Annotated in this window: 22 protein-coding genes and 1 other RNA gene; 9 read left to right on the top strand and 14 right to left on the bottom strand. The window is 64.5% G+C overall.

The window, feature by feature from the left end:
* Window positions 1–314 precede the first annotated feature (314 nt).
* From GJ668_RS01910 to GJ668_RS01930, 5 genes are read left to right on the top strand one after another with little or no spacing between them, the layout of a single operon-like run.
* Window positions 315–698: a DUF6394 family protein gene (locus GJ668_RS01910; protein ID WP_155448425.1), complete on the top strand. Its 384-nt coding sequence runs from the start codon at window positions 315–317 to the stop codon at window positions 696–698.
* A gap of 26 nt (window positions 699–724) precedes the next feature.
* Entirely contained in the window at window positions 725–2,443 is a 1,719-nt protein-coding gene (locus GJ668_RS01915; RefSeq protein WP_155448426.1) for a potassium channel family protein, read from the top strand.
* Between the two features lie 28 nt (window positions 2,444–2,471).
* On the top strand, window positions 2,472–3,023 hold the full coding sequence (locus GJ668_RS01920) for a hemerythrin domain-containing protein (protein WP_155448427.1): 552 nt from the start codon (window positions 2,472–2,474) through the stop codon (window positions 3,021–3,023).
* Between the two features lie 56 nt (window positions 3,024–3,079).
* Window positions 3,080–4,078, top strand: a complete 999-nt coding sequence (locus tag GJ668_RS01925) for an amidoligase family protein (RefSeq protein ID WP_155448428.1) — start codon at window positions 3,080–3,082, stop codon at window positions 4,076–4,078.
* Window positions 4,063–4,755, top strand: a complete 693-nt coding sequence (locus GJ668_RS01930; protein ID WP_155448429.1) for a gamma-glutamyl-gamma-aminobutyrate hydrolase family protein — start codon at window positions 4,063–4,065, stop codon at window positions 4,753–4,755. Before GJ668_RS01925 ends, GJ668_RS01930 begins: the two co-directional genes overlap by 16 nt.
* 30 nt (window positions 4,756–4,785) lie before the next feature.
* Here GJ668_RS01930 and GJ668_RS01935 read toward each other — a convergent pair whose 3' ends face one another.
* Genes GJ668_RS01935 through GJ668_RS01945 form a run of 3 tightly spaced genes read right to left on the bottom strand, consistent with a single transcriptional unit; the run spans window position 4,786 to window position 7,286 of the window.
* Entirely contained in the window at window positions 4,786–5,868 is a 1,083-nt protein-coding gene (locus tag GJ668_RS01935; RefSeq protein WP_155448430.1) for a zinc-binding metallopeptidase family protein, read from the bottom strand.
* Between the two features lie 9 nt (window positions 5,869–5,877).
* A complete protein-coding gene (hemH, locus tag GJ668_RS01940) occupies window positions 5,878–6,972 on the bottom strand; it encodes a ferrochelatase (RefSeq protein WP_155448431.1) in 1,095 nt (364 codons plus the stop codon).
* Between the two features lie 29 nt (window positions 6,973–7,001).
* Window positions 7,002–7,286: an encapsulin-associated ferritin-like protein gene (locus tag GJ668_RS01945; protein WP_155448432.1), complete on the bottom strand. Its 285-nt coding sequence runs from the start codon at window positions 7,284–7,286 to the stop codon at window positions 7,002–7,004.
* A 256-nt stretch (window positions 7,287–7,542) separates the two neighbouring features.
* On the opposite strand from GJ668_RS01945, the gene dapC reads away from it, so the two are divergent.
* From dapC to dapE, 3 genes are read left to right on the top strand one after another with little or no spacing between them, the layout of a single operon-like run.
* Complete coding sequence (dapC, locus tag GJ668_RS01950) at window positions 7,543–8,751, top strand: succinyldiaminopimelate transaminase (protein ID WP_155448433.1); 1,209 nt, start codon at window positions 7,543–7,545, stop codon at window positions 8,749–8,751.
* A 39-nt stretch (window positions 8,752–8,790) separates the two neighbouring features.
* Complete coding sequence (gene dapD, locus GJ668_RS01955; RefSeq protein ID WP_155448434.1) at window positions 8,791–9,612, top strand: 2,3,4,5-tetrahydropyridine-2,6-dicarboxylate N-succinyltransferase; 822 nt, start codon at window positions 8,791–8,793, stop codon at window positions 9,610–9,612.
* A gap of 19 nt (window positions 9,613–9,631) precedes the next feature.
* The gene (dapE, locus tag GJ668_RS01960; protein ID WP_155448435.1) at window positions 9,632–10,759 is read left to right on the top strand and encodes a succinyl-diaminopimelate desuccinylase; all 1,128 of its coding nucleotides are present in this window, start codon (window positions 9,632–9,634) and stop codon (window positions 10,757–10,759) included.
* 1 nt (window position 10,760) lies between these two features.
* Here dapE and minE read toward each other — a convergent pair whose 3' ends face one another.
* The 8 genes from minE to ffs form a co-directional block, all read right to left on the bottom strand.
* The gene (gene minE, locus GJ668_RS01965) at window positions 10,761–11,036 is read right to left on the bottom strand and encodes a cell division topological specificity factor MinE (protein ID WP_155448436.1); all 276 of its coding nucleotides are present in this window, start codon (window positions 11,034–11,036) and stop codon (window positions 10,761–10,763) included.
* A 3-nt stretch (window positions 11,037–11,039) separates the two neighbouring features.
* A complete protein-coding gene (gene minD, locus GJ668_RS01970; RefSeq protein WP_155448437.1) occupies window positions 11,040–11,849 on the bottom strand; it encodes a septum site-determining protein MinD in 810 nt (269 codons plus the stop codon).
* 52 nt (window positions 11,850–11,901) lie between these two features.
* Complete coding sequence (minC, locus tag GJ668_RS01975; RefSeq protein WP_155448438.1) at window positions 11,902–12,720, bottom strand: septum site-determining protein MinC; 819 nt, start codon at window positions 12,718–12,720, stop codon at window positions 11,902–11,904.
* A 116-nt stretch (window positions 12,721–12,836) separates the two neighbouring features.
* Window positions 12,837–13,181 (bottom strand): histidine triad nucleotide-binding protein, encoded by a 345-nt coding sequence (locus GJ668_RS01980; protein WP_155448439.1) that lies wholly within the window; start codon window positions 13,179–13,181, stop codon window positions 12,837–12,839.
* A gap of 85 nt (window positions 13,182–13,266) precedes the next feature.
* Window positions 13,267–13,866 (bottom strand): recombination mediator RecR, encoded by a 600-nt coding sequence (gene recR / locus GJ668_RS01985; RefSeq protein ID WP_186342826.1) that lies wholly within the window; start codon window positions 13,864–13,866, stop codon window positions 13,267–13,269.
* Window positions 13,867–13,870: 4 nt separating this feature from the next.
* A complete protein-coding gene (locus GJ668_RS01990; RefSeq protein WP_155448440.1) occupies window positions 13,871–14,194 on the bottom strand; it encodes a YbaB/EbfC family nucleoid-associated protein in 324 nt (107 codons plus the stop codon).
* A gap of 130 nt (window positions 14,195–14,324) precedes the next feature.
* A complete protein-coding gene (dnaX, locus tag GJ668_RS01995) occupies window positions 14,325–15,974 on the bottom strand; it encodes a DNA polymerase III subunit gamma/tau (RefSeq protein ID WP_155448441.1) in 1,650 nt (549 codons plus the stop codon).
* 89 nt (window positions 15,975–16,063) lie between these two features.
* Window positions 16,064–16,160: signal recognition particle sRNA small type (ffs, locus tag GJ668_RS02000), an RNA gene on the bottom strand.
* A 166-nt stretch (window positions 16,161–16,326) separates the two neighbouring features.
* Between ffs and GJ668_RS02005 the strand changes: the two genes are divergently transcribed.
* Entirely contained in the window at window positions 16,327–17,595 is a 1,269-nt protein-coding gene (locus tag GJ668_RS02005; RefSeq protein WP_155448442.1) for a hypothetical protein, read from the top strand.
* Here GJ668_RS02005 and GJ668_RS02010 read toward each other — a convergent pair.
* From GJ668_RS02010 to GJ668_RS02020, 3 genes are all read right to left on the bottom strand, one after another.
* Window positions 17,592–18,158: a hypothetical protein gene (locus tag GJ668_RS02010; RefSeq protein ID WP_155448443.1), complete on the bottom strand. Its 567-nt coding sequence runs from the start codon at window positions 18,156–18,158 to the stop codon at window positions 17,592–17,594. The two genes, GJ668_RS02005 and GJ668_RS02010, sit on opposite strands and share 4 nt — an antisense overlap.
* 74 nt (window positions 18,159–18,232) lie before the next feature.
* Window positions 18,233–19,045 carry a DUF2272 domain-containing protein gene (locus GJ668_RS02015; protein WP_155448444.1) on the bottom strand — a complete coding sequence of 271 codons (813 nt, stop codon included), beginning with the start codon at window positions 19,043–19,045 and terminating at the stop codon, window positions 18,233–18,235.
* Between the two features lie 11 nt (window positions 19,046–19,056).
* A complete protein-coding gene (locus GJ668_RS02020; RefSeq protein ID WP_155448445.1) occupies window positions 19,057–20,814 on the bottom strand; it encodes a hypothetical protein in 1,758 nt (585 codons plus the stop codon).
* Between the last annotated feature and the right edge of the window lie 49 nt (window positions 20,815–20,863).

Here is a 20,863-nt window from a genome sequence, read left to right on the forward strand (position 1 = left end):
CGAAAGGGGCTACGTGTGCAATAGGTCGTTAAGACTCACCGGCGGATGCTTCCTCAGTCCGCCGCTCTGAAAGGTCGGGATCATGCTGGCGAAAGGTAAAACGTCGAAGGTTTCGATCGCCGCGCAAGCGGGAGCCGGTTGCCCACATTGGCGAGGGGAGCGACCACGCCGCGAGGCGTCGTCCGTCACCAGGCCCTTACGGGCAGAGCCTCACGGCCCGGCAGGTGGAAAGCCTGCACTTTTTTCGGCGGCTGCAAGGTTGTAGCCGCTATCCCTCCCCGCCCTGAAGGACGGGGTTTCTCGCGGAGGAACTGATGAATCCAGAAAAAGTCGTCTTCGGCTTCTTCATCGTGCTCGCCCTGACGCTGAACTTCGGATTCTTCGTCGGCGAGATCGACAATCCCAACCATCATCACGCTTGGGAGCTGTTCTTCGTGGTGGTGGTCAACATGATCGCCACCGTGCTCAAGTTCGGCGACCGCACCCAGATGGGAGCGGTGCTGCTGGCGACCAGTCTGGTGGCCATGCTGCAATTACTGGCGGCCTCACTGATCTGGACCATCGCGGCCCATGCCACCGAGACCGGCATGACGCCCTCGGTCATGTCGAGCATCGTCTCGCTCTCTGGCGGAGCCATGATCGCCAACGTGGTCTCGGTGGTGCTGCTGGTCATCGAAACCGTGCTGCTACGGCGTTGAACGGTCGAACTTCGAGCGGCTGAATCTTGGATACCATCTTCTTTCTCGTTCTGCGGCGTATGCGCGCGCCGCTGCTGATCCTGATCGTGGTCTATGCGATCGCCATGGCTGGGCTGGTGCTCATTCCAGCCCAGGACGCCGACGGGCAGCCGACGCACACGAGCTTCTTCCACGCCTTCTATTTCGTCAGCTACATGTCGACGACCATCGGTTTCGGCGAGCTGCCCAACGCCTTCACCGATGCCCAGCGGATCTGGGTCGCGCTGTCGGTGTTCTTCACCGTGGCGGTGTGGATCTATGCCATCGGTAATTTGATCACGCTCCTGCAGGACGCCACACTCCAGCGTGCCATCGCCGAGCGGCGCTTTCGCACACGCGTGCGTCGTCTCTGTGATCCCTTCTATCTGGTCTGCGGCTATGGTCAGACCGGCAGCGCCCTGGTGCGCGGTCTCATGGACCGCCATATCCAGTCGGTCGTGGTCGACATCGATCCCGAGCGCATCAATCTGCTCCAGCTCGACAATCAGCGCGAGTATGTGCCGGCGCTCTGTGCCGATGCCCGCAGTCCGCACGCCCTGGAGGCCGCCGGACTCAAGCATCCGCGCTGTCGCGGCGTGGTGGCGCTGACCAATGTCAACGAGGCCAATCTCAAGATCGCCATCGCCGCCAAGCTGCTGCATCCTGAGGCCAAGGTCATCTGTCGCGCCGATTCCCACGAAATCGAAGCCAACATGGCCTCCTTCGGCACCGATCATATTTATGACCCTTTCGATGCCTTTGCCGCCTATATCGCCTTCTCCATCCAGTCACCCTGCCAGACGCTCCTGATCGACTGGCTCTCGGGCCGTGGCGGCGACGAGCTCAACGAGCCGAGCTATCCGCCGCGCCATGGGCGTTGGGTCATCTGTGGCTACGGACGCTTCGGCAAAGCGATGTACAAGCATCTCAAGGCGCAGGGGTTCGAGCTGTCGATCATCGAGGCCGAGCCGCACAAGACCGGCATCCCCAGCGAGGGCGTGGTGCACGGACGCGGCACCGAGGCCGTCACCCTGGAGCAGGCCGAGATCCGGCAGGCCGTCGGCCTGGTGGCGGGAACCGATCAGGATGCCGACAATCTCTCCATCATCATGACCGCGCTGGCGCTCAATCCCGATTTGTTCGTGATCGCGCGCGAGAACTACATCCAGAATCAGGAACTCTTCGATCGTGTTGGCGCGCAGGCGATCATGAATCCGAGCACCATCATCGCGCACCGTATCCGCATGCGACTGATCACCCCGCTGCTGTCGGATCTGTCCCGGCTGGCGCGTCTCCAGCAGGACGAAGCCTGGGCCAGTCAGATCATCAGCCGCATCATTGCACTGGTCGAGGGGCGCAAGCCCTATGTCTGGGAGGTGAGCATCGACGCGGCGCAGGCTCCGGCGCTCCAGGACGCTGAGCAGCGGGGACAGACCATCACGCTCGAAACGCTCCTGCGCGACCCGCTCGAACGCGAACGGACGTTGCCGGCGATCGCGCTGCTGCTGATCCAGGGCGACGAACACCACCCGCTCCCCAGGCTCGACACACCGCTCTATCTGGGCGATCGTCTGCTCTTTTGCGGACGCGAGGAAGCGCGCTGGCACATGGACTGGGTACTATGCAATATCCACGCGCTGCGCTATGTCACCACCGGCGAGAGCCGGCGCGAAGGACCGGCCTGGCGCTGGCTGGCCACTTGGCAGGCGCGAGCCAGGGGCGGATAGACCACACGACAACAAGAGGATGGAGTAAATGAACGCAATCATGACACGACTCGGACAAGACCATGAGCGACTGCGGCGGGTGCTCAACCTGCTCGAAGAATTGCTCGACCGTTTTCACGAAGGCGAGGAGCCGGATTACGAACTCATGGACGAGCTGCTCGAATACATGGACAGCTATGCCGACATCGTCCATCACCCGACCGAGGATCTGATCTTTCAGCGTCTGATCGACAAGGGCGTCGAGCCGTCTGAGAGCTTCACCATCCCCATGCGTCAGCATACGGGCCTGAGCCAGTTGGCCAAGCAGTTCCGCGAGTCGCTGCGGGGTATTCTGAGCGAGGAGGTGCTGTTGCGCGAGGACGTCGAGGCCGCCGGGCGCGCCCTGGTCGGGAACCAGCGTGGACATCTGATCCAGGAAGAGCGCGAAGCCTTTCCACTGGCGATCGAACACCTGACCGAGGACGACTGGGCTGAGATCGAAGCCGCCGCCCCGGTCATCGAAGACCCACTGTTCGGGGCGCCCGATCCGCAGCGCTTCAAGGTGCTCTATCGCCAGCTCATCGAGCAGGCACAGCACTGACCTGACTCGACCTGTTCTGACTGGAGCGTCTCTTCGAACCACGACAGGACCACAGCATGCACGCGATCACGACTGAACTGAAATCGCCGCCCTGGCTGGAGAATGCCGAAGGTCAGGCGCGGCGCGTCGGTGTCGAACTGGAGATGAGCGGTCTCAAGCTCGACGAACTGGCCGAGCAGGTGGCCGGGTGCTTCGGCCTCGACATCGCTGAGCGCGGACGCTATGAGCGCCTGCTGCACGGCGACCCGGCGGGCGACTGGATTGTCGAACTCGACTACGACCTACTCAAGCGGCTTGGCCGCCAGGAGCGCGACGACGCGACCCTGGCTGATGAGCTTGGTCGCTCAGCCGAGGAAGCGCTCGCCTGGGCCGCCGAGGCGCTGGTTCCGGTCGAGCTGGTCGGCCCGCCGCTGCCGCTCCAGCGGTTGGGCGAGGTCGAGTCCCTGATCGTCCGGTTGCGCGCCGCCGGGGCCAAGGGAACCTCCGATGCCCTGGTCAATGCCTTCGGACTCCAGTTCAATCCGGAGGTGCCGAGCACCGGGGCGCGCACCATCACGGCCTGTCTGAAGGCATTCCTGTGTCTGTCCGACTGGCTGGTCGCGCGGGCCGACATCGATCTCACACGCCGCGTCACCAGCTATGTCGATCCCTTTCCGCTCGACTATGTGCGCCGGGTGATCGCGCCCGACTACTGGCCCGATCTGGCGACGCTGATCGACGACTATCTGGCCGACAACCCAACCCGTAACCGGATGCTCGATCTGCTGCCGCTGTTCCTGTTCCTCGATGAGGCGCGGGTGCGGCGGGTCACGCAGGATGGGCTGATCAAAGCCCGCCCGACCTTCCACTACCGTCTGCCTGATTGCGAGATCCATCGGCCGGACTGGGGGCTGTATCTGGCCTGGAACGACTGGGTGGAGGTTGAGCGTCTGGCGGCGGATGAAATGCGCCTGAACGCCTGCTGTGCGGCCTATCAGGCCCATCTCGATCGCCCGCTCGAGCGCTGGCTCGGCGACTGGACGGCGATCCTGGAGGCCGAATGGATCGACCCGTGATCGCGATCACCGGGCCGACGCGCGGTGCCTTCGGTCCGCGTGTCCTGGTGGCACTGGCGGTCCGCTTCTACGGCGGACGTGCGCTCCAGGTGCGCCCCGGCGACGATCTGGAACGCTTGACCTATCACGGCGTGGTCGTGACCGGCGGACACGATGTCGAGCCGGTGCTCTATGCCGCTGAGCCGGAGGTCGACCCGAACTATGACCCGGCGCGCGATGCGCTGGAGATGACGGTGATCCGGGCGGCGCTGGCCGAGGGATTGCCGCTGCTCGGGATCTGTCGCGGTGCACAGTTGCTCAATGTCTGCCGTGGCGGAACCCTGTTCCAGGAACTGCGCTCGCGCCGTCGCAAGACCTCGCACCGCTGGACGGTGCTGCCGCTGAAGACGCTGTGCGTGGCGGAGGACTCGCGGGTGTTGGGCCGGATCCTGGTACCGCGCTGCCGGCGGCACATCAACAGCCTGCACAACCAGGCCATCGATCGCGTCGGGGACGGGCTGCAAGTGAGCGGGCGCGATCTCGACGGTATCGTCCAGGCGATCGAGGATCCGGAGGCCGGCTTCCTGCTGGGCGTGCAGTGGCACCCGGAGTTCCTGCTCTATCTGTCGCGCCAGCGCGCCCTGTTCGGCGCTCTCGTCGAGCAGGCGCGTGCCGCGTCGTCTTCAGTGGCCGGTTAGAGACGGCGACATTCGAGTCAGTCAGCCACTTCAATCGGTGGCTGTGTTGGCGCTTTCGCGCACCACGCGGTGGACGAAGTGCAGTTTCTCGATGGCCGCCGGCGCCAGCACAAAGGGATAGGCGTGCTCATAGCCCATGCTGCGATTGAGACTGTTCAGCGCGAACGTCAGGGGCAGCCAGTGTTCGATCAGGGTCTCGAAGCGGTCCTCGCGATAGGCATTGAGATCCTGCCACGCCGTATGCAAATGCGTGTTGTCGGCGCGTGGGTGGATCCTGAGACCATACTCATACGCCGTTTCCAATGTATCGACGATATGCAGATAGTGCGCCCAACTCTCGGCCCAATCCTCCCAGGGGTGTGAGCTGGCATAGGCGCTGACGAAGTGCTCGGCCCAGTCAGGTGGCGGACCGCTGGAATAGTGGGTCTCAAGCGCCTGCGTGTAATCGCGGGTGTCGTCGCCGAACAGCGCGCGGAAGGGCCACAGCCAGGCACTGTTGCGGATCAGTCGATCCCAGTAATAGTGGCCGGACTCATGGCGAAAATGACCGAGGATCGTCCGATACGCCTCATCCATCTGATCGCGCATGCGTTCGCGTGCAGCCGGGTCGGCCTCGGCGATATTGATGGTGATCAGGCCCCGATCATGGCCGGTCAGGATCCGACCGCGTTCGCTGAACAGGGGCGGTGCATCGGCCAGAAAATCGAAGGCCAGGCCAGCGGGATCAGTACGCTTGGGGTTCAACGGCAAGTTGAGCTGGAGTATGGAATAGATCAAGCGGCGCTTTTCGGTCTCCAGCTTCTGCCACAGCTCGCGGTGACCTGCGACGGACAGATCGGGAATGGTTCGATTCAAGTCGCAGGCGAGACAGAAGGCACGTTCGGTATCGGCGGCGTCCAGCATCCAGTTGCAGACGGCGTGCTCGGAATAATTGATGCACATACGATACCGCCGCGTCTCTCCTACGGCTCTCCAATGCCCGTTGCCGAGCGGTTCGAGTGCCGCCAGGCGCAGGCTGTCGGGCAAAAAGCCGAGTGTCGCCCCACAGTGGTTGCAGGTGACATTCTCGAAATACAGCAGGTTGCCGCAACGCGCACAATTGAAGAGTTTCATGGCACGCTGCTATTCAGCGTGGATCGACCGGCGTTCGTGACGCTTGGCCAGCGCATCGGCGTCGGCGGCGGGATGCTCGATCTCGGGCCAGCCGCTGCAATGACGCACCACCAGATCAGCGATCATCGCCATGTGATCGGGGTTGTCGTTGAGACAGGGAATGTACTCATAGGACTGGCCGCCCGACTCCAGGAACAGCTCGCGATTCTCGACCGCGATCTCTTCGAGCGTCTCCAGACAGTCGGCTGAGAATCCGGGCGAGAGCACCTGGACCGATTTCACCCCGGCCCGGCCCCAGTCGGCGAGCGTGGCATCGGTATAGGGTTTGATCCATTCCTGCTTGCCCAGACGCGACTGAAACGACAGCGCCCAGCGCTCGGCGGGCAGTTCCAGTGCCGCGGCGAGCAGACGGGCGGTCTTGTGGCAGTGGCAGAAATAGGGATCGCCCTGGTCGAAATAGTCCTTGGGAATACCGTGGAAGGACAGCAGCAGTCGCTCGGCCTGGCCGTGCTCGGCCCAGTGGGCGCGGATGCTGGCGGCCAGTGCAGCGATATAGCCCGGTTCGTCGTGGTACTGGTTGACGAAGCGCAGTTCAGGCAGCCAGCGCCAGCGTCTGAGTTCATGCGTCACGGCATCGAAGACGGTGCCGACGGTGGTGGCTGAATACTGCGGATACAGCGGCAGGATCAGCACCCGCTGCGCATTGGCCGCGCGCAACTCGGCCAGCCCCGAGGCGATCGACGGTTGACCATAGCGCATCCCCAGCGCCACCGTGACCGGCCCGCCCAGACGCGCATCGAGCTGGCTCTGGAGTGCGGCCGCCTGACGGCGTGAGATGGTCAGCAGCGGCGACCCCTCCGGCGTCCAGATCGACTGATAGGCGTGCGCCGAGCGCGCCGGGCGCGTGCGCAGAATGACGCCATGCAGGAGCAGCATCCAGGGCAGGCGCGCCATCTCCACCACACGCCGGTCGGACAGGAATTCGGCCAGATAACGGCGCACATCCGGCACGCTCGGGCTGTCCGGCGTGCCAAGATTGACGAGTAGTACCCCAAGGCGTTCCGGGGTGTCGTGACGATAGTCGGGCGTGTTTACGAAGCTCATATCAATAGTCGTTCGTCAGCGCACCCGGCTCAGTGATCGAGTGTCTTGTCGGTGAAGATCCAGTCGCGCAGCTCCTTGTCGAAGCTCGGGTCGCGACGGCGAATCCACTCCAGCACCATGGCGGCATGTTCCTTTTCCTCGTCGCGGTTGTGCGCGAGGATGCTCTTGAGTTCCGGATCCTTGCAGGCATCCACGCGCTGGTTGTACCAGTCAACGGCCTCCAGCTCTTCCATCAGTGACACAATCGCGCGATGCATGTCGCGGGTCTCGTCGCTGAGTTCAGCGACCGGTTCGTGATAGCCTTCGTTTGCCATGTTCCAGCTCCTTTTTTAGTCTGTGAATGTGATTCGACGCTTCGCGCGGTCGTCATGAGCCATGGTAACGGAGATACCCTGCTCGGGCATCAAGATTGGGTCGACGTCGTCGCGCTCAAGTGCTGGATGCGGGTCGCGTACCCGGACGCGTGGCGTGGAGCCGCACGGCCCGCTTGGCCTATACTAGCGTGCTTCGTTCAGCGTCCAGGCCCGATCCAGAGGCCGGCGCCTTCACTCAGGTTTTGATATCTCATCGATGAATCCGGATCTCGGTCGACTCCAGTCCTATCCCTTCGAAAAGCTCGCCGCGCTCAAGCAGGGCATCGATCCGCCGCGCGAACGCGACCCGATCGGTCTGCACATCGGCGAACCCAAGCATCCGACGCCGAGTCTGATCGCCGAGGCGCTGCTTGCGCATCTGCACCGGCTGTCGGTCTATCCGACTACGCGCGGTCTGCCCGAGTTACGCGGGGCCATCGCCGAGTGGCTGGACGCGCGTTTTCGGCCCGAGATCGGCGGGACGCTCGCGGTCGATCCCGAGCGCCATGTCCTGCCAGTCAACGGCACCCGCGAGGCGCTGTTCGCCATCGCCCAGGCCGTCGTCGACCGCACGCGCCCCGCGCCGCTGGTGCTGATGCCCAACCCCTGCTATCAGATCTACGAGGGTGCGGCGCTGCTGGCCGGTGCCGAGCCGTACTATCTGGCCTGCCGGCCCGAGAACGGTTTCATCCCGGATTTCGATTCGGTCGATGCCGCGACCTGGGATCGCTGCCAGTTGCTCTATCTCTGCTCGCCCGGCAATCCGACCGGCGCGGTGCTCGATCTGCCGACCCTGACCCGACTGATCGAACTGGCCGAGCGGCACGATTTCGTCATTGCGTCTGACGAGTGCTATGGCGACATCTATCAGGATGAGGCGAACCCGCCGCCCGGTTTGCTCCAGGCCGCCGCCGCGCTGGGCCACGACGACTTTGAGCGTTGTCTGGTCTTCCATAGTCTGTCGAAGCGCTCCAACGCGCCCGGACTGCGCTCAGGCTTCGTCGCCGGTGCGGCCCGGCTCATCAGCGATTTTCTCGCCTATCGCACCTATCACGGTTGCGCCATGTCGCTGCCGATCCAGTACGCGAGCCTCGCCGCCTGGCGCGACGAGACACATGTGCGCGAGAATCGGCGTCTCTATCGCGAGAAGTTCGCCGCCGTGATCGACATCCTCGGCGATGTCCTGCCGGTCGAAGCCCCGGCTGGCGGGTTCTTCCTCTGGCTGGAGACGCCCATCCCGGACACCGACTTTGCGCGCGAGCTCTATGCGCAGGAGAACGTCACCGTGCTGCCAGGCCGGTTCCTGTCGCGCCGGATCGACGGCTATGATCCAGGCGCCGACCGCGTGCGCATCGCCCTGGTCGCCCCGCTCGACGAGTGTGTCGACGCCGCCAAGCGCCTCCGCGCTTTCATCGAGCGACTTTGAATCCAACAGCCCCCCAGACCAACAGGTAGCAAGCCCATCATGAGCGATCAGCAGAACATTATCCTCGAAGCCTTCGAGCGCCGTGCCGAGATCACCCCGCGCAACGTTGAGACCCATGTGCGCGACGCGGTGCAGGACGTCATTGAGCGTCTTGATCAGGGCACGCTGCGCGTGGCCGAGAAGCGCGACGGCGACTGGGTGGTCAACGAGTGGGTGAAGAAGGCGGTGCTGCTGTCCTTCCGTATCGAGGACAACGCCTTCATGAAGGGCGGCTTCACCAACTATTACGATAAGGTGCCCTCCAAGTACGCCGATACCAACTCGCGCGAGTTCCGCGAGGGCGGGGTGCGGGTGGTGCCGCCGGCCACGGCACGGCGTGGGTCTTACATCGCCCCCGGCTGTGTGCTCATGCCGTCCTATGTCAACATCGGCGCCTATGTCGATTCAGGCACCATGGTCGACACCTGGGCCACGGTCGGTTCCTGCGCTCAGATCGGCAAGAACGTCCATCTCTCGGGCGGTGTCGGCATCGGCGGCGTGCTGGAGCCGGTGCAGGCCGCGCCGACCATCATCGAGGACAACTGCTTCATCGGTGCGCGTTCCGAGGTCGTCGAGGGTGTGATCGTCGGCGCGGGCGCGGTGATCTCGATGGGCGTCTACATCGGCCAGAGCACCAAGATCTACAACCGCGAAACCGGCGAGATCACCTATGGCCGTATCCCGCCCGGCGCTGTAGTGGTCTCGGGTAACCTGCCGGCGAAGGACGGCAGCCACAGCCTCTATTGTGCCGTCATCATCAAGCAGGTCGACGAGCGCACGCGCGGCAAGGTCGGCATCAACGAGCTGCTGCGTGATATCTGATCGATCGGAGGTTGCCGCCATGTCGCCCACGCTCGAACTGGCCTGTGAACTCGTCCGCCGCCCCTCGGTTACGCCCGAGGATCAGGGCTGTCAGGAATTCATCGCCGAGCGTCTGGCGGCGATCGGCTTCGTCATCGAGCCGATGCCGTTCAGCGAGGTCACGAACCTCTGGGCGCGGCGCGGAAGTGAAGGCCCGTTACTCTGTCTGGCCGGACATACTGATGTGGTGCCGGCCGGGCCGCTGGATCTCTGGGACTCGGATCCCTTCGATCCAGTGATCCGCGACGGCATGCTGCATGGTCGGGGTGCGGCGGATATGAAAGGCTCGCTTGCGGCCATGGTGACGGCGGTCGAATCCTTCGTCGCCGCGCACCCGGAGCATCCAGGTTCGCTCGCCTTCCTGCTCACCAGCGACGAGGAGGGGCCGGCGGTCAATGGCACGGCCAAGGTCATTGAGCGGCTCCAGCAGCGCGGCGAGCACATCGACTATGCCCTGGTCGGCGAGCCGTCGAGCCGCGAGTGCTTGGGCGATTCGATCAAGAACGGGCGGCGCGGGAGTCTGTCGGGCGTTCTGACCATCCACGGCAAGCAGGGGCATGTGGCCTATCCGCATCTGGCCATGAACCCCTTCCATGCCGCCGCCGGCGCGCTGGCGGCACTCTGCGCCGAGGTCTGGGATCAGGGTAACGATCACTTCCCGCCGACCAGTTTTCAGATCGCCAATCTAAACATGGGCACGGGCGCTGAGAATGTCATTCCGGGCCGGCTGGAAGCGCAGTTCAATCTGCGCTTCTCGACCGAACTCGATCCCGAGACCATCAAGCGCCGCGTGCGCGCCATCCTGGATCAGGGCGATTTCGACTACGAACTCTCCTGGCGTCTCTCGGGCAACCCCTTCCTGACACCCGCCGGCGAGCTGGTCGAGGCTGCACGCGCGGCCATCCGTGAAGTCTGTGGTATCGAGACTGAGCTTTCGACCAGCGGCGGCACCTCGGACGGACGCTTCATCGCTCCGACCGGGGCGCAGGTGCTCGAACTCGGACCGCTCAACGCGACCATCCATCAGGTCGATGAATGCGTCGCGGTCGAGGATCTCGATCAGCTGCACCGCATCTACGGACGGGTGATCGAGCAGTTGTTGCGATAACTCAGGCGCCGGACGTCGAGGCCGATTCGGGCAGGATAATATTGAGTTCCAGCACTTCGTGGGACTCTTCCTGCTCGTAGGTCACCGAGACGGCATCCATGTCGACCTCGACGTATTTGCGGATCACCGCCAGGATCTCCTGCTGGAGCTGCGGCAGATAGGAAGGCTTGTCCCGCGCGACCCGATCATGGGCAACGAGGATTTGCAGGCGCTCCTTGGCCAGGGTGGCGTTCCCCCCCTTGGGGCGCGAGGATGCGAAATAGTCGAGCAGACCCATGGTTCACCCCTTGAAGATGCGGCTCAGCAAGCCTTTTTTCTCCGGATGCAGGAAACGGTGCGGAACATCGTCACCCAGATAGCGCGACACCATGTCGCCATAGGCCTGGCCGGCATCGCTTTCGCGGTCGAGGATGACCGGGATACCGGCGTTGGAGGCATTGAGTACCGCCTTGGACTCAGGAACCACGCCGAGCAGCTTGAGCGAGAGGATCTCCTGAACGTCGTCGACGCTCAGCATCTCGCCATTGGCCACGCGCATCGGGTCGTAACGGGTCAGGAGCAGATACTCGCGGATCGGCTCCAGACTCTCCTCGGCGCGTTTCGAGCGACTGGAGAGAATGCCGAGCATGCGATCCGAGTCGCGCACCGAGGATACCTCGGGGTTGGTCACGACGATGGCGTCATCGGCGAAGTACATGGCCATGTTGGCGCCATGCTCGATACCGGCCGGCGAATCGCAGACGATGAAATCATAGTTGTCCGAGAGATCGCCCAGCACGCGCTCCACGCCCTCCTTGCTTAGTGCATCCTTGTCGCGCGTCTGCGAAGCGGGCAGCACATAGAGGCTGTCGCAGCGCTTGTCGCGGATCAGGGCTTGATTGAGGTTGGCCTCGCCGTTGATGACATTGATGAAGTCATAGACGACGCGCCGCTCGCAACCCATGATGAGATCCAGGTTGCGCAGACCGACATCGAAGTCGATAACGACCGTGCGCTTGCCGCGCTGGGCCAACCCCATGGACAGGGCGGCGGCGGTGGTGGTTTTGCCAACCCCGCCCTTACCTGAGGTGATCACGATGATTCTTGCCAAGGTCACACCCTCCTTTGGGGGTATCCGATCCGTTTAACGGCTCGGGAGACGTTCAGAGCTTCTCGATGCGCAGGATTTTTTGATCCAGAAAGATCTGGACCGGGACGCCACGCAATTCATTGGGGATACCTTCGCTGACACGATAGTGTCCGGCGATTGAAATCAGTTCGGCCTGGAGGTCGTGGCAGAAGATGCGCGCCTCCATGTTGCCGCTCATGCCCGCGAGCGCGCGTCCGCGCAACGGGCCATAGACATGAATATTGCCATCGGCCATCAGCTCGGCGCCCGAGCTGACCGGCGCGATGATCGACAAATCTCCGCCGGCGGCATAGATACGCTGGCCGGAGCGCACCGGCTTGGTGATCAGCATGAAGCCGGATTGTCCGGCCGCGCGCGGCTGAGCGGGTTCGGTGGGCGGCTGTGGGGCCTTATCAGGCGCCTTGGGTGTCTTGGACACCGTGGTAGGCGCAGGTTCGGGGTCCATGTCCGCCACCAACTCACCAAGCTGGCGGGTGCGTCGCACATAGGAATCACGCAGGATCGCCATTTCGAGCGCCTCGGCCGCGGCGGCCTGATCGGCGTTCGCGCCGCGCACACCGAAGGGAATCATCCCATAGCCGCGCAACACGCCAACGAGCTGGGGCAGGGCCACTGGCTCCGCGTTTTCGGCCAGATCACTCAGATCGATCACCACCGGCGTGTTGCGAAAGAAGTCCGGCGCCTTCTCCACCCTGGCTCCCAGCCGCAACGCCACGGTCTCGATGTCGTTGTCGAGCAGGCGGATAATGGGCAGGGTGAAGCTGGCCGCCTTGAGTTCAAAGGGGCCAGCGCCATCGGCATCTGTTATTGAAGAAGTCGGTTTTTCGGCCATGTCGTTGGGATTGAGCGACGAGCGCTGTTGGTCTCCGGCTGTGTTCGGCACGCATTCTGCCTAAGATAGGCGAACTGTGCCTAAAGCGAAATACGGACGATGCCGTCGGCGCCTCATCAGCCCGGCGGCCATTGCATGGGACGGCCGCCAAGGACGTGCAGATGCAGATGGAAAACGGTCTGTCCAGCCTCGGCGTTACAGTTGATAACCGTGCGGTAGCCGCGCTCGGCGATACCGGCCTCACGCGCGACCTGAGCCGCGACCAGCAGCAGCTTGCCAAGCAGCTCGGCATCCTCCGGACCGGCGGCGTCGAGTGTCGGGATCGGCTTGCGCGGAATCACCAGCAGGTGTGTGGGGGCCTGCGGGCTGATATCACGGAAGGCCACGACATCCTCGTCTTTGTAGACGAGGTCGGCGGGGATTTCACCGGACGCGATCTTGCCAAAAAGGGTGTCGGACATCGTCTGACTCCATGAAAGATGTTGAGGCGAGTGCCTGAAAACAGGCTCACGGCTGTTGTCGCCACGCCGTGCTGTCTTCTGACGGTCAATCCAACGCCCGCCGTCCGGAGAAGGCCAGCGCCAGGGTGCCACCGTCGACGTACTCCAGCTCGCCGCCCAGTGGCACGCCGTGGGCGATGCGGGTCACACGGACACCGTGACGCGCGGCGCGATCGGCGATGAAGTGCGCCGTGGCGCCACCCTCGACCGTGGGGCTGATGGCGAGGATGATCTCGGCGATCGCCTCGTCACGCAAGCGCACTTCCAGCACATCGAGTCCGAGTTCGTCCGGGCCGATGCCGTCGAGCGGCGAGAGCCGTCCGCCGAGCACGAAATAACGGCCACCATAATCGGTTGCCTGCTCGATGGCCACCACCTCAGAGGGCTGTTCGACGACGCACAGCAGCGACCCGTCGCGTTTGGGGTTGGCACAGAGCGCGCAAACTTCGTGCTCGGTCAGGGTCCGGCAGCGCGAACAGCGCCGGATCGCGACCATGGCTTCGGCCATCACGCGCGCCAGACGCGCGCCGCCCTCGCGGTCGCGTTCCAGCAGATAGAAGGCGATGCGTCGCGCTGATTTGGGACCGACGCCCGGCAGACAGCGCAGGGCCTCGATCAATTGATTCAGCAGCGAACGCTCGCCCACCCGCTCAGGACCAGGGCAGCTTCATGCCCGGCGGCAGCGGCATGCCGGCGGTCAGCTCGGACATGGTCTCCTTGGTCTTCTCGGCGATGCGCTGGCTGGCGGCATTGATGGCCGCCGTGATCAGATCCTCCAGCATCTCCTTGTCGTCGCCCATGAGCGAGGGGTCGATCTCAACGCTCTTGGCCTGATGCTGGCCGTTCAGGGTTACCTTGACCAAGCCGCCGCCGGCCTCGCCGATCGTTTCTTCCTGTGCCAGACGCGCCTGTGCCTGCTGCATGTCTTCCTGCATCTTTTGCGCCTGCTTGAGCAGGCCACCCAGTGCCTTCATGTGTTCACCTCAGAGGTTGTGACAATGCGCCCGGCGGCTCCGGACGCTGGTATTCGACCGATCGAACCCGCCGGGGTCAATCATGCCTGAAATTTGCATCGGACAAGACGCGAGTCGTACAACACGCGTCTCAGTCGGCTGGACGGATACTGCCGGGCGCCCATTCTGCCTCGAAGTTCGCGCGCAGTGATTGCGCGACCGAGTCGGTTTGCATCTGCTCGACGGCTGTCTGCTGGCGCTCCCCGGCCTCGCGCGCGTGTCGTTGCGCCAGTGTCTCCTGCTCGGGACGTGCAACCTGGATGTCCAGATCAATCGGGCCGCCCAGCGCCTGTTCGAGGGCGCTTTTGAAACGCGCGACCGTGCTGGGGACGCGCAGACGTTCGGCGGCCGGGTCGAGCTGGAGACTGAGCCGCCCGTTGCTGTATCCGCGAAAGGCGCAGTTGTGAGCAAGCTGATTGGCGATGCCGCCGATCGACAGGCGCTCCGCGAGCTGCTGCCAGTCGGCGGCGCTGTCGAGTCGCTGCGTGCCGGACTGGATGGGCGTCGGCTCCGGGGCGCTGGGTGGCTGAGGCGGTGCCGGCCGCGCGCTCGGCGTCGCCGCTGTGGTCGGCGCGGCCTCGCTGGGGGCCGAGCGTGGCGGTGCGTGATCCGTATCCGTGGCGAGCCGTGGCGAGCCGGCTGGCCGCTGTGCGCCGGGGACCGGTCGGAAGGCAAGTGCGCGCAGGAGCACCATCTCCAGCCCGGTGCGTGGATCGGGCGCGAGCGGCAGATCGGTCTGACCGGTCAGAGCCACCTGATAGCAAAGCTGCACATCCTCGGGTGCCAGCCGCTCGGCGAGTGCCAGCATTCGGGTGCGATCCGGGTCATCCGGCGCCAGGGTCGCGGGCACTTGCTGGATCAGCGCCAGTCGGTGCAGGAGCAGGATCAGCTCGCGCAGCAGTTCAGCGAAATCAGGCGTCATCGCCGCCACGCGCTCGACGGCGGCCAGCACGGCCGCGCCATCGCCTTCGGTCAGCGCATCGAGGATGTCGAGCGCCAGATCGCCGCTGACGGTGCCGAGCATGGCGCGCGTCTCGGCTTCGACGACCCGTCCGCCGCCGAAGGCAATCGCCTGATCGAGCAGACTGAGCGCATCGCGCAGACTGCCATCGGCGGCGCGCGCCAGCAGGGGCAGGGCGGATGATTCGAACGCCAGCCCTTCCTGCTCCAGCACATAGCGGAGCCGGTCGACGATCTCGCCCGGCAGCAGTCGGCGCAGATTGAGCTGGAGACAGCGCGAGAGCACCGTGACCGGGATCTTCTGCGGGTCGGTGGTCGCGAGCAGGAACTTCACATGCGGCGGCGGCTCCTCCAGGGTCTTGAGCAGCGCATTGAAGCTGTGGCCCGAGAACATGTGTACCTCGTCGATGAGATACACCTTGAAGCGCGCCCGCGCCGGAGCATAGGGGACGTTTTCGAGCAGCTCGCGCGTCTGGTCGACCTTGGTGCGCGAGGCGGCATCGACTTCGAGCAGATCGACGAAGCGCCCGCTATCAATCTCGCGGCAGGCCGAGCAGACCCCGCAGGGCTTGGAGCTGACTCCCTGCTCGCAGTTGAGTGCCTTGGACAGGATGCGGGCGAGCGTGGTCTTGCCGACGCCGCGGGTGCCGGTGAACAGATAGGCGTGATGGAGCTGATCGCGGTCGAGCGCATTGGAGAGCGCGCGCACGACATGCTGTTGCCCGACCATATCGTCGAACGACCGGGGACGCCATTTGCGGGCAAGCACTTGATAGGACATGGCGCGATTATATCAGTCCGGGCTTGGACGGCGTGGAGGAATCGCGGGGCGTGGCGGATGGACGCGGCATGGATGGGATGGGTGGCGACCCGCGCCAGCCACACCCCGGCACACGATTCCACCGCTGCGGCTGCTCCCTTCCGGGCCTGACCGGGTTCACGGTTTCACGTTGCGAGGGGACCGGTACGGGCCACCATAACGCTCGCTGCAACAGCGGGTGCCGTCGGAGCGAGCGCGGAGATTAGCAGAGACCTGACTGGAACTCAAACGCTCCCGGTCGCGTGGTGGCCGGCCGGCGTTCCATGCGAAGATACGCGCTATCCATCCACCTCGCTGCCGAGAGGGCTTGGCTATGTTTCACTCTTCGACACGATTCGCCGGTGCGCTGACGCTCAGTCTCCTGATCCTGGCCCCAGTGGCCAGGGCGCAGACCGCAGAGTCCTCGGAGGCCGGCGCCGATCTCTGGTCCCAGACACGCGAACGAGCCGCCGGCTGGTGGGATCAGTCGCGCGACCTGGCCGGGCAGGCGATGCGCGATGCGCGCGGTCTGCTCGACGACCAGGAGCCGGGCTTCAATCAAATCTGGCAGCGCGCCCTGCCGACGCTCGACCAGGCACTGCTCCTGGAGCAACGTCAGCAGACACTGCCGGAGAGCGCCTGGTTCGGTCCCGATCAGAAAGCCAATCAGGCCGAGATCGACACCCTGCTCGACGAGGCCGTTGCGATCCTCTCGGTGTCGCCGGCGCTCAAATACCGCGAACGCATCCAGGTTCTGCAAGAACAGATCGTCCAGTGGCGCGCCGAAATCGCCGACCATCGTCAACAACGGGTCACGGCCCCGACCGAATCGACCTTCAAAAAGACCGTCGCCGACTATGACGCGCTCATCGACGCGCGTGAGGCCGACATCCAGCACGCCAACCAGGAGATCGAGCAACTCAAGCGCGAGTTTGCCCAGTCGCTGCGTGCCATCGGCCTGAAGCTGGAGGACGAGCAGCTCGACCTGCTGCTGGCGACCGTGGTCGGTGACAATCTGGTCGATCTCGGCATCCTGTTCGACAACATCAAATCGATCACCCTGCAACTGGAAGAACTGCTGGAGCAGAGCGGCGAGGATCTACAGAGCGCGCGGCGCTACTACGGACTCTATGTGGTGCTGCTCAAGTCGCTCGATCGGATGCACGTCCAGATCGAGGAAGCGATCGACGAGCGCTATCTGCCTCAGATCGACGACATCGTCGGCCAGACCCAGACGCTTGTCGTCGACACTGAGCGTCTCCTGCTCGAATCGCCCGGTCGGCGCGCCCTGCTGGAGGGCAATCTCCAGGCCCAGCAACTCACGCTCCAGGCGGCCGGGTTCTATCGTCAATATCTGGTCGATCAGGCCGGACAGGTGCGTCAGGCCCGTCAGGAACTGGAGCAGGACATTGCCGCCGCCTGGAACACCTATGAAACGGTCCGGGTCTCGGGCGAGCTGGTCAGTCTGGTGCGATCGAGCCAGTTGCTGCTGGAAGGCTTGCTGAACCGCCAGGCACCCGCGCTGCGCCCCTTCGAGAGCCTGGAGATGCAGCGCGAAATCCAGAAACTCACCCAGCAGTTGCGGGGCGAGGTCTCGGGTTAGTCGTTGGGATCGCTCCAGTGTACATAGGGATAGGGTTCAGCCTGTCCCAGCGCCGTATAGCCGAACACGATCTTAGCCTGGGTGCCATCCTCCAGTTCGAGACGCCCGATGCCGTTGCGCCCATCGAGCGCCGAGGTCAGATCGGCGCGGCCACGACGCCCATCGGAGCAGCGGACCGCGAGGATGGTGTCGGTCGAGCCGGCGAAGGCGTCATAGCCGCCCTGGCAGTATTTCTCACCCTGGGTGACGCGAAAGCGCGTGACCAGTGGCGTGGCGTCATAGCGACCGAGATAGACCTGTTGGTCCAGAACCATCGCGATCGGCCCGGCGTTCGAGTTCCGGCCGTAGGGCAGATCGTCCGGTCTGGGGGCCTCGAAATAGTCGAGCACCTCGCTCAGACAGCCTGAATAGTCCTCCAGATCGAGATGCCGGCACAGACGCTGGCCATATTCATCAGGTGTGACCGGCGTGACGAACGACCCGAAGTGACCGGGCGGCGGCGGCAGGCAGCCTCCGATCAGGACTGACGAGGCCAGGGTGGCGATGGCGGCGAATCGAAACATGGAGTCTCTCCCGATAGACCAGGCCCAGAGCGATCGCGCACGCCCGGCGCATGGTGAGGCTGTGGATGTAGTGATCACAGTCGATTTTGCATGATCAGGAACCAGGGGCGGCGCGGAACCGGCTGCAAGCGTCCCTGGGCGTCGAGTTCGAGCTGGACCTTGGAGACGGAGTTGCGCACATTGCCGCCGATGACCTCCAGGGTCTGGCCCTGCTTGCCGGTCACCAGGTCGCAATGCGCTCTGACCCCGGTAAGCGCGCCGGCGCGTACATAGCCATCGACCAGGGCCACCCGTGATGGCGCGCGGTAGGCGCAGATCAAGTCGCCAGGCTCGGGGCTGTAGTCCTGGATGCGACGCGGCACGAAATAGCGTCCGGGCAGGCTCGCGGATTCGATCAGGTCGGCCAGATAGGTCCAGTGGGCGATCGAGGGTCGGAACTGGTACGCCGGGACGCCCGCGTTGAGCATGATCCAACTGATGAAGGCGGCCGACCAGGGTTTCTGGCAGTCCATGCCGGTCAGTCTAGGTTCACCGACGGCGCGCCAATAGGCATTGACCCGACGACTCTGCTGCGGTCCATCATCCTCCCAGTCGCCGACGCGCGGAATGCTCTCCACCGATCCCTTGAAAACGACCTCCTGACGGCCGAAGTAGGTCCATTCCTGCTCGGCGCGGGTGATGATGGCGCGCTTGAGTGCCGGATTCGGTGTCGGCGGTGCGCCGATGGGACGCCCGATCCAGGTGCCCTCGCGCGCGCCCGGTTCGACCGACTCGGGCGGCACGGCGCAGGAGATCAGGGCCAGACTGACGATCAGCGCCGCCAGCGCGCCCGCGCGGCTGGCTCGGAGACAGGGTCCAGGTCGGGTCTTGCTATCGAAACAGCGCATCGGAATCCTCATCAGCGCGGTGGCCGGGTGGTCTCGCGGAACCAGGCACGGTATTGCTCCATCCGCGTCTGTTGATCGCCCGGAGCGCGACGTCGGCAGGTCTCAGCCTCGGCGCTGCCCGGTGTCGCACCCCAGCGGATCTCGACGCAATCGTTGGGATTGTAGCCGACCTCCAGGTTGGCGCGCCGTGCATAGAGTTCGCGCAGACTCAGACGCCAGGAACGGCCATCGCTGCGCGTATAGCTGATGGCGCGGTCGTCGAGCCGCTGTTCGTGCAGGCGCGCGACCCGGTCAGCCGCACTTGCCGCGCTTTCTCCGTCGAGCGCATAGAGTTCGGGATGACGGCGGATGCGCTCGGGCAGTCCCGCGACCACCTTCAGGGCGATCAGCAGTCGCATGTCGCGCGAGGGGGTCGAATAGTCCTCCCAGGGACCGACGGTCTCGAAGATCGCCGGGCCGCTCGGCATGGGCACGACCGTGCCCGGATGTTCGCGTATGTAACGCTCGCCGGTGTCGACCGAGGTTACGCGGGTCTCCAGTTGTTCCATCAGTGCTTCCAGGACCGACTCGTAGGCCGCGGCGGGATCGAGTCCGCGTGGATTGATAAGTCCGTCGACGCGCGCATGGAAGCTGTCTGGATCGAGACGGGCCTGCTCCAGCGAGAAGGCCGGGCGACCGGAGTACCCGTCCAGTTCGGCATTGGAGAGCAACCGCCAGCCGGATCCACTCGGCACCAGCGGCCGGAAGGCTTTGAAGCCTGGACCGGCGCTCGCGGTCCGGGCGAACAGGAAATTCCCCTCCCAATAGCGTTTGCGCGCCACCGAGTTGTCCGGCTGGGCATCGACGGCCAGCAGACGCCCGCTGGTGCGTCCGTCGCCCGGCAGCCATTTGACCAGGAGCAGGATGTGACCATAGGGGTCGGCATAGAGCGTGCCGGGCCAGAGCGCCTCGCGACTGAGCGCAACCGGATAGACGTCCGTGGCCTCGGCGTTCAAGGCCGTGCGCGCGCTGCCCGAATGTACGGTATTGACCAGTCGGCGGGTGGCCTCGCGGAAGGCACTGAGCGGGGCGCGGGTGCCGACGAAGCGGGTGTCGATAATGGGCGCTTCACAGCGCGGCGGGCTGGTGCGGCTGCCACGGTTGCAGGCGCGATAGGCGATGGGCAGGCCGAGCTTCCAGGCGAAGTAGGTGCGCAGATAATAGGGCAGGTCAGCGCAATCCGGCTCGGAGCGCAGTGCGTTGTCCTCGTTGGCGCCGAGATAGTTGAACAGGAAGTTCTGCGCCGGATCGCTCAGCACGGGCGTAAGCGACTCGAAGCTCAGTGACTGATCGGGCGGGGCATTGAACAGATGCTCGATCCAGGCCGCATAGAGCGCTTCGGCGGCCAGATCCCACTGACCACGGCCACGATCACTGGTGCCGCCGCCGACTGTGATCTCGGTACGCGCGATGATCTGGCCGTCGCGGCTCGCCTCGAAGCGATAGGTGCCGCGCTCGGGACGAAAGATGGTGCCATAGAGACTCCAGGGCGGTCCGCCAGTGGCGAGTGCGCGCAGCCGCTGTGTGCGACCCGCCGGATCCGTCACCATCAGCACATCCAGCGCGCCATCGGTCGCTACGGCGAAGACCTCCAGCGGCTGGCCGGGCTGGGGAGTGAGCGGCGCGGTCCAGATACGCGCCCCGGAGCCAGGATCGGCCAGCGCCGGAGCGCAGACCAGAAGTCCGAGCAGAATCAAGCCGATGAGTGCCTCGCCGCCGTGTCGTCGCATTCCGATCACCTGGTCTGAAGCCGTGTCTGGCGTAATTCTATAGAATTCG

Source organism: Allochromatium palmeri (assembly GCF_009720725.1).
Classification (GTDB): Bacteria; Pseudomonadota; Gammaproteobacteria; order Chromatiales; family Chromatiaceae; genus Thermochromatium; species Thermochromatium palmeri.

Coding starts and splice junctions, on each gene's coding strand:
- GJ668_RS01910 (WP_155448425.1), top strand. CDS start 315: ATGAATCCAGAAAAAGTCGTCTTCGGCTTCTTCATCGTGCTCGCCCTG.
- GJ668_RS01920 (WP_155448427.1), top strand. CDS start 2,472: ATGAACGCAATCATGACACGACTCGGACAAGACCATGAGCGACTGCGG.
- GJ668_RS01925 (WP_155448428.1), top strand. CDS start 3,080: ATGCACGCGATCACGACTGAACTGAAATCGCCGCCCTGGCTGGAGAAT.
- GJ668_RS01930 (WP_155448429.1), top strand. CDS start 4,063: ATGGATCGACCCGTGATCGCGATCACCGGGCCGACGCGCGGTGCCTTC.
- GJ668_RS01935 (WP_155448430.1), bottom strand. CDS start 5,868: ATGAAACTCTTCAATTGTGCGCGTTGCGGCAACCTGCTGTATTTCGAG.
- hemH (WP_155448431.1), bottom strand. CDS start 6,972: ATGAGCTTCGTAAACACGCCCGACTATCGTCACGACACCCCGGAACGC.
- GJ668_RS01945 (WP_155448432.1), bottom strand. CDS start 7,286: ATGGCAAACGAAGGCTATCACGAACCGGTCGCTGAACTCAGCGACGAG.
- dapC (WP_155448433.1), top strand. CDS start 7,543: ATGAATCCGGATCTCGGTCGACTCCAGTCCTATCCCTTCGAAAAGCTC.
- dapD (WP_155448434.1), top strand. CDS start 8,791: ATGAGCGATCAGCAGAACATTATCCTCGAAGCCTTCGAGCGCCGTGCC.
- dapE (WP_155448435.1), top strand. CDS start 9,632: ATGTCGCCCACGCTCGAACTGGCCTGTGAACTCGTCCGCCGCCCCTCG.
- minE (WP_155448436.1), bottom strand. CDS start 11,036: ATGGGTCTGCTCGACTATTTCGCATCCTCGCGCCCCAAGGGGGGGAAC.
- minC (WP_155448438.1), bottom strand. CDS start 12,720: ATGGCCGAAAAACCGACTTCTTCAATAACAGATGCCGATGGCGCTGGC.
- GJ668_RS01980 (WP_155448439.1), bottom strand. CDS start 13,181: ATGTCCGACACCCTTTTTGGCAAGATCGCGTCCGGTGAAATCCCCGCC.
- GJ668_RS01990 (WP_155448440.1), bottom strand. CDS start 14,194: ATGAAGGCACTGGGTGGCCTGCTCAAGCAGGCGCAAAAGATGCAGGAA.
- dnaX (WP_155448441.1), bottom strand. CDS start 15,974: ATGTCCTATCAAGTGCTTGCCCGCAAATGGCGTCCCCGGTCGTTCGAC.
- GJ668_RS02005 (WP_155448442.1), top strand. CDS start 16,327: ATGTTTCACTCTTCGACACGATTCGCCGGTGCGCTGACGCTCAGTCTC.
- GJ668_RS02010 (WP_155448443.1), bottom strand. CDS start 18,158: ATGTTTCGATTCGCCGCCATCGCCACCCTGGCCTCGTCAGTCCTGATC.
- GJ668_RS02015 (WP_155448444.1), bottom strand. CDS start 19,045: ATGCGCTGTTTCGATAGCAAGACCCGACCTGGACCCTGTCTCCGAGCC.
- GJ668_RS02020 (WP_155448445.1), bottom strand. CDS start 20,814: ATGCGACGACACGGCGGCGAGGCACTCATCGGCTTGATTCTGCTCGGA.